The 6903-nt window shown below is 43.9% G+C and carries 6 protein-coding genes; 2 read left to right on the top strand and 4 right to left on the bottom strand.

From position 1 onward, the window contains the following. Window positions 1–202: 202 nt before the first annotated feature. From HMPREF9145_RS12435 to HMPREF9145_RS13875, 3 genes are read right to left on the bottom strand one after another with little or no spacing between them, the layout of a single operon-like run. Window positions 203–2509: a hypothetical protein gene (locus HMPREF9145_RS12435; protein ID WP_021826679.1), complete on the bottom strand. Its 2307-nt coding sequence runs from the start codon at window positions 2507–2509 to the stop codon at window positions 203–205. Next, window positions 2467–2769 carry a DEAD/DEAH box helicase family protein gene (locus HMPREF9145_RS14085; RefSeq protein ID WP_021826619.1) on the bottom strand — a complete coding sequence of 101 codons (303 nt, stop codon included), beginning with the start codon at window positions 2767–2769 and terminating at the stop codon, window positions 2467–2469. The genes HMPREF9145_RS12435 and HMPREF9145_RS14085 overlap by 43 nt, the downstream gene beginning before the upstream one ends. Beyond that, entirely contained in the window at window positions 2739–2975 is a 237-nt protein-coding gene (locus HMPREF9145_RS13875) for a hypothetical protein (RefSeq protein WP_021826709.1), read from the bottom strand. Before HMPREF9145_RS13875 ends, HMPREF9145_RS14085 begins: the two co-directional genes overlap by 31 nt. Window positions 2976–3374: 399 nt before the next feature. Between HMPREF9145_RS13875 and HMPREF9145_RS12425 the strand changes: the two genes are divergently transcribed. Together HMPREF9145_RS12425 and HMPREF9145_RS12420 are read left to right on the top strand one after the other, a co-directional pair. Further along, complete coding sequence (locus HMPREF9145_RS12425) at window positions 3375–4109, top strand: Bax inhibitor-1/YccA family protein (RefSeq protein WP_021826687.1); 735 nt, start codon at window positions 3375–3377, stop codon at window positions 4107–4109. Window positions 4110–4133: 24 nt separating this feature from the next. After that, window positions 4134–4781, top strand: coding sequence for a DUF4923 family protein (locus HMPREF9145_RS12420; protein ID WP_021826658.1), 648 nt, complete (start codon window positions 4134–4136; stop codon window positions 4779–4781). Between the two features lie 205 nt (window positions 4782–4986). Here HMPREF9145_RS12420 and HMPREF9145_RS12415 read toward each other — a convergent pair whose 3' ends face one another. After that, window positions 4987–6747 carry an alpha-1,3-galactosidase-related protein gene (locus HMPREF9145_RS12415; RefSeq protein ID WP_021826654.1) on the bottom strand — a complete coding sequence of 587 codons (1761 nt, stop codon included), beginning with the start codon at window positions 6745–6747 and terminating at the stop codon, window positions 4987–4989. Window positions 6748–6903: the final 156 nt, after the last annotated feature.

Here is a 6903-nt window from a genome sequence, read left to right as displayed (position 1 = left end):
GGGAATCTAACTCCCTGATTATCAATAGTTCCATTTGTTAATTTATCTAAACCATCGAACGTTCGCTGAGAAATGGGAGAAGATTGGAGTGAAAACCGAGCAAGAATTAAGGAAAATTACCCCACGAAAAAGATGGGATTAGGCTGCCAAATGATTTGACTGAGCCCCTCCCACCTTATTATATATAGTGCAAAGTCAGAGTTTACGACTTAAACACACTATCCAAGAATGTCTCCATCTCACCCGCTTTTGCAGCCGGAAGACTATCAGCGAAGCGCAAATGATGCTCATTTTCTGCAATATGAATCGTGTCATCGAAGCCCAGAATATAACGCAAAGCAATGCGATAGATACACTCCGTCGGTGCAAGTCCATAGACCTGATGTTTGAAAATATGGCGCAATCGCTCTTCATCATCAGGAAAAGCATGACGCATTCCCTCGCTATTATACAGCCGTTTCACGATTTCCGTAATGTATTGTCCCGATTTCATATACAAATCGGCAAACGTTTTATCAGGGTCATCAAAGCAACCGGGATTCTCTTCTTCCAGTAAATCAACCATATTTCTTACCACTTTTTTCGGTGTAAAAATCTGATTTGTCTTCTGTGGAGGAATATAATTAAAGATATCTTCATCTGATGTAGCCTCAAAATAGTTTGCCAACCGCCGCCGAAGTTTCATAAACTCTTTCACCGAATCATTGAAAACCACCTCATCAAAGAAATGTCCGGCGCTGTGTTCCAATTCTCCTGTTTCCTCATTTACAAAGTCGCCACCATCACGAAGCAAATGAAACTGCTCTTTTGTCACGCTGGTTACCTCCAAGAAAACCTCGTCGGGAACTCGACTATCGAAGTTCTGCAGCGTGGTATCATCATCTCCATAGCCCATCAAGAACGAAGGAATTGTGCGCGAAAAGCCTCGCAAATGGTCGCGCACCTGCTCATTTGTCTCACCTTTCTTTTTGTCAATGCGTTGCTGTTCTATTGTGTCAGCCAAGATTTCCGTACCTTTTTCCAATAAATTTTTCACCTTTTCAGACAATGTTTCAGACAGCTTTTCATCGATAACACGCTTCTTCTCTTCAGCCTTCTGATGAAGTTCTCTTTGTTGTTGCGTTGTTTTGCCCTGACAATCGTGTTGACATTGCAAATCTATTTGCTTCTTTTCAATCGAAGCCTGATAGCAGTGTGCTCCAAATTGCTCATTCACTTCCTTCTTGATTCTCACCGAAGCAACGTTCTGATTACGCTTTGTCAGCAAGTCGGCGGTTGTCTCCGAATGTTCGTTTGCATAAGAAAGCAGAGACGAAGTCAATTGACTACTCACGTGATCAATCAGCTGTTCTTCGGCACTCTTTCCTTGTTTTTCTTTCTTTTCACTATATTTTTCTATGCTATGGGCTATCAAATCACCGAGTTCCGCCTCCTTATCTCCATAGATTTTTGGGCCAAATAACGCCGCCTGCACCTCTTTAACCATAGCTTGATCGGGCCGAGTGTTGCCGTCTTCATCAACGACTCCCGACAATTCTTCAACGCTTTCAGCATCTACCATGCCGTTTTTCGAAGCCGACACTGCATCAAATTGATTGATGATATTGATGATTCCAGCCGAACAACCATAAATACTACTGATGTTGGCAAAAAGGAAATTGCTCATAAACCCACTACGAACCACCTCTTGAGATCGAATCTTTCGCGGAATCAACATCACCTGTTCAGCATCAAGTTCCATCATTTCTCCGTCCTCATCTTCGCCAATAACAGGAAAGAAATTCAGCAGTTCGCGAACATGTTGCTTGCGCGTGTCAGCGTCACCTCCGCCCGAAGCCGTATCAGCCGAAAGCCCATTGGCCATTTCTTCATAATTGGTCAACGTGCGTGCCGGGTCAAAGTCAAAGATATAGGCATTCTCTTTACGATGAAACTGCCCATCACTCCCTTTATATAAATAAGGTGTTTGTGCACGAAAAGCAGCCTGCATATACTGCGCTGGGCTTTTCATGTTACTCAAAATCAGCACGCCTGTCCACTCCCGAACACTCACTCCGGTGGTGAGTTGACCAACAGATAGCGTTATCGTTCCTTGCGGATGTTCGGCTATAGCCTTACGAACGCGACGCAAAGCTCCCTCATCTTCTATCACTTCATCATTGTCGGTCTTACCATCTCCGGCTGCAACCACAATCTCAAAGTCGGCAAATTCGGGATGACGTTGCATGTCTCTGAGTTTCTCTGCAAGTTTCTTTGCAGCATCAACACGATTCAACAACCAAAACGTGTGGCGCAATTCATGACGCAATTCGGGCGTAGAAAAAGGATAACGTGGCTGCCGCGACAACGCATCTAACCATTTGTCAATGGCCTCATCGTGTACAAACTTGCCCCGATCAACACGAAAAAACTCATTCAAGTCAAAGGCATAAGCTTCTGTATCGCCATCAATCTCAACACCATCTCTCACCTTTGCCATGACAATATCACCCATTCGATAGGTAAACATGTTGAGTTTCGCATCTCTTCATAAGGATTTAGCCCTCTTTCCTCGTCCCATTCATCCTTTGCCTTGCATTCATCGGCATAGGTCCAATTAAAGATTGCCTCGGCAGGAAACTTCTCATTGGCCAATGCTTTGAACGGCGTGCCACTCAAATGCAGCGTAAACAGGCGCTTGATATTGCTGAAAGCCTGGTCTGTTTTAAATGTGTCTACCCCCTCATGTGCCTCGTCTATCACGAGTAAATCCCACTGAAGCTTAGCCACTTCGTGCAATTTACATCGCCATGTTCACCCGTAATGGCGGCTACAGTGATGCTATCGTGCCACCTAAAACCGTCACCCAACTCGGCATAACTATCCGTTGCCCAGAAGATATTCTGTTGTGTGGTGTGGTCTTTCAATAGTACTTCGAGCAGGCCTGGCGTCTCTTTAAGCACTCTATTCTCAAGAATATCTATTGGTTCTGACATGATTTAATCGGGTTAGTGAATGCAAAGTAACAAAAAAATAATGAACAAAAGGAATGAATCTCTAAGAAAAAGCGATTTGTTTATTGATTCTTTGCGTCACGAAGCCCCTTGTTTGGTTTCATTTTCTCCCTGTCTGTTTCTTTCAAATAAGGTTTCCATAGCCCATGCTTTATCTCCGAACAACCGACAATCCGCTTACAATGCGCCCTCACCCCATGATGTCTTCAATAGAAAGAATTTAAAGATTACTAAACAAAGGACAAAAAATGGCATTACATTTGTAGGGAGACAAAGAAAGAAGTAAATTTGCAAAGTGCTGTAAGAGAATGTTATGCAATGCCGCACGACCTTCGGTTTGCATCACAAACACAAACAAAATTATTATTAAACAAAGAGAATATGGATTTCAAAGAATTTAATGACAGAGTGCGAGACATAGAATATGGCAACTCTGGACCGTCTTATTCAGCAGCCTTTCCGGCACTGATTCGCAAAGTATATCTATGGATGACCTTTGCATTGGCTATCAGTGGCATCGTTGCTTACGGCGTAGCGACATCACCCAATCTATTGATGCTCATCTATTCTAACAAGCTTGTATTCTGGGGAATCATAGCCGTTAATTTCCTATTGGTATGGAAGATTAGTGGAAGTACAATGAAACCCAATCGCTCATTGGCTGCCACGACATTGATGTTTGCCCTTTATTCGGTACTCACGGGTGCCATATTGTCATTCATCTTCGTTGTCTATGCACCGACAGCCATCATCAAAACATTCTTTATTACGGCCGGAATGTTTGTATCAACTGCGGCTTATGGCTACTTCACAAAGAAGGACTTATCTAACTGGGGCGGTTTCCTCACAATGGCTTTGCTTGGTCTTATCCTTGCACTTGTAGTCAATATCTTCCTAAAGAGCAGTTCTTTAGACTTTATTATCAGTATTGTTGGCGTGATTGTTTTCGTGGGTCTGACCATCTGGGACAGCCAAACCATCAAACGCCAACTGGCAGAAATGCCCGACGTTAGTGAGGCTTCACAGAAGCTTGCCGTATGCGGTGCACTCAGCTTGTACTTGGATTTCATCAACTTGTTCCTCTACTTGCTGCGCATTTTCAGTCGCGACAGATAATCATTAATTATATTCGACATCGTAATGAAGATAAGAAACTTAGTGGCAGCAGGTGTGCTGACCACCTCTCTCATGCTGAGTAGCTGTGGCATTACAGCCAATGGCTCGGGCAATAACAATGGAGGTAACATCTTAAGTGAAGTACTTGGCAACATGGGAAACATCGGTACGGTGGGCAATGTGTTAGGCAGTGTGCTTGGTATTGACAAGCCTTCGGAACGCGATGTCATTGGAAGCTGGCACTATAGTGAACCAGGTGTGGCCTTCACCAGTAAGAATGCCTTGGCCAAAGCAGGTGGCGAAGTCGCTGCAGCTCAGGCAAAAGCAAAGTTGGAAGAAAGCTATCGGTCGGTTGGTTTCAGGCGCGATAATACGCAACTAACGTTCAACAGCAACAAAACTTTCAATGCTCGACTGCTTGGAAAGACCTTTAATGGCACATGGACTTACGACAATAATGAGCAGAAAATTACACTAAAGACGCTGCTCTTCACTATCCCCGTCTATGCAAAGCGCACCACCTCGGGAATGAGTTACCTCATGGAGTCCAAGAAACTATTAACCATTCTGCAGACGGTTTCAGCCCTCAGTGGCAACAACACCCTGCAAACGGTTGGCGACTTGAGCAAAAACTATGACGGAATACGCATGGGATTTGAAATGAAAAAATAAGCTTTTGCGCCTTCATCACGTGGACATCAGCCGATTGAAACGTGATAACAATCATAAACTGAAATGGAGAATATCAAAGACTTTGGCTGAGATATTCTCCATTTTGTTTTCAATCAGCGTTATAAATAGCCTCTAACGCCTCAACTTCTCACCACGCTTTTCTCAAGAAAGAAGAAAGAAACATAAGGTAACAAACTATTCCCTGCTATGGTTTTAGAAACTTATTTCCCTTGATAGTCACCCTACTACACCCCTCAAGAATCGTCCATTTATTCCCAACCCATGAGGAAGGCGCTTCTACTTTCACCTCATTTCCTTTGAAAACCAACTGCGATGTGCTCTTGGCATAAAGCAAAGGATTCCCCAAAGTGACAAAGAAGTTATTGAGGATACGCACATTTTGATGCACAGGTCGACGTGCATCAACCTCCGTGTTCGAAGGATTTAAGGCTATAACGGCACGTGAAGGACCACTATTATAGGCACAATCTATAAACTTGTTGTTCTCAATCAGCACATCCTTTACAGGCCCAGATTCATACCATCCGGCAGCATCGCCCTCAATAAGAATGGCACTCATGCCCGTATAACAATAGGTGTTGTCACGGATAATCACTCTCCGCGGTGTGGTAACAAGCGTGCCACGCGTGCTGGTTCGAGAGAAAAAACTATGTCGAATGTCTACTTCGGGCGTACAACTAAGGTTCTCTACGCAATCACTTTGCAAGCGAACATCACCTGGAATGGGCCGCATGAACGTCACTTCTACTATCCGCGGTGACTCCATTCGCACTGCTTTAATGGTGTTTTCTGCATAGCGTTGCATGGTAGAAGGACGCACAAAAGCCACTGTATCGCCAATAAAATAGGCACGAAAACCATAGCTTTGAGGGTGCATGAAGCGTAATTTGAGCGTATAATCATCAACCTTTTCTACGGCTTGTAAATTGGTTCCATGCACATTAATGCAATCATCTTGCGCACCAAGAAACCTACAACTGTCAATCACAACCTTGCCACTACAACCCGAAAAATGCATAAAGTCGGCCGAAGATGCCAATATTCGTGTGCTGTTTTCACGCGGTTCACATCTTACCTGAAGCATCTTGACGTTTCGACAATACTGACTCACAATGCCTAATCCGTGCATATAGTGCACGCCTACATTGTAAAACGTGATATTTTGGCTTTCAAACAAAAACATTCCCACCTGATCTCGAATGATGTCGCGCACCGTAATGGTATGGTTTTCCTTAAAATCCTTCGCTAAATCTGTTGCAAAATGTACCACATTTGGCGCCACTTCAACCGCCTTAGCCTGTGAGAGAATGTCCCAATCACGGCTATAATAAAAGTGCTTATTAGTGGGATCATACTCTATGCAATGCGGTTTGTTCGTCCGCCAACCCTCTCCTATCCACATCATCTTCCCTTCGACAATCGCAAATTTGGAGTCGGGGTGCACACGAGCCGTTACTCCATGCGCATCAACTTTAAGGTAAGTAAGTTCCGAACCGCCAGGTCTTTCAAAGTCAAAATGAATATTTTGCAGCCTCATCCCCTTGCAATGGGCAAAAGAAAGCATCGTCATCTTGCCATGAAACATCAGCGTTGACTCATTTCCTTCAATGGTTAGGCCGCTCATCTCTTCGAACAAAAGGCCTATTGTCTTTACTTTTGAGGGACATTCTGTTTCAGACGAGGTGTTGGAAATAAAGTATTCACGCCGCGACGCATCAGTAGGCCACAGGTCATAACGTCCAGATTGAAACACAATAACCTTGCTTTTCCAACGCTTGCAGTCGGCTATCAAGGTCTGCAAACGAGCCGTTTGGTCTTCGTAAGTGTTGGGCTGCACCCCATAGTCGGCCACAAACAGCGTATCATGGAGGGCTGCTTGTGCAGACAACGTGACAAAAAACAAGCATACATTCAGCAACAACCGCAATTTATTTTCTTTCATCATTTGTGAATTTTCATATCTACATGTAAGGTGCATCGCTCCAAAAAACGCGACGATATTTGGCAAAGATAAGCATTATCTCCGATAAATCACCCCCTTTAATAAGATATATTCCACGAAAAACAAATCTCCTGCAGTGAAGAACATCCGCCGAATGAA

Origin of the sequence: Segatella salivae F0493 (assembly GCF_000477535.1) — a bacterium.
Lineage (GTDB): Bacteria > Bacteroidota > Bacteroidia > Bacteroidales > Bacteroidaceae > Prevotella > Prevotella salivae.
This window is presented reverse-complemented; position numbering and strand designations above follow the sequence as displayed.

Excerpts from the sequence above, each read along its gene's own strand:
- HMPREF9145_RS12435 (WP_021826679.1), bottom strand. The coding sequence starts at position 2,509 with ATGTTTACCTATCGAATGGGTGATATTGTCATGGCAAAGGTGAGAGAT.
- HMPREF9145_RS13875 (WP_021826709.1), bottom strand. The coding sequence starts at position 2,975 with ATGTCAGAACCAATAGATATTCTTGAGAATAGAGTGCTTAAAGAGACG.
- HMPREF9145_RS12425 (WP_021826687.1), top strand. The coding sequence starts at position 3,375 with ATGGATTTCAAAGAATTTAATGACAGAGTGCGAGACATAGAATATGGC.
- HMPREF9145_RS12420 (WP_021826658.1), top strand. The coding sequence starts at position 4,134 with ATGAAGATAAGAAACTTAGTGGCAGCAGGTGTGCTGACCACCTCTCTC.
- HMPREF9145_RS12415 (WP_021826654.1), bottom strand. The coding sequence starts at position 6,747 with ATGATGAAAGAAAATAAATTGCGGTTGTTGCTGAATGTATGCTTGTTT.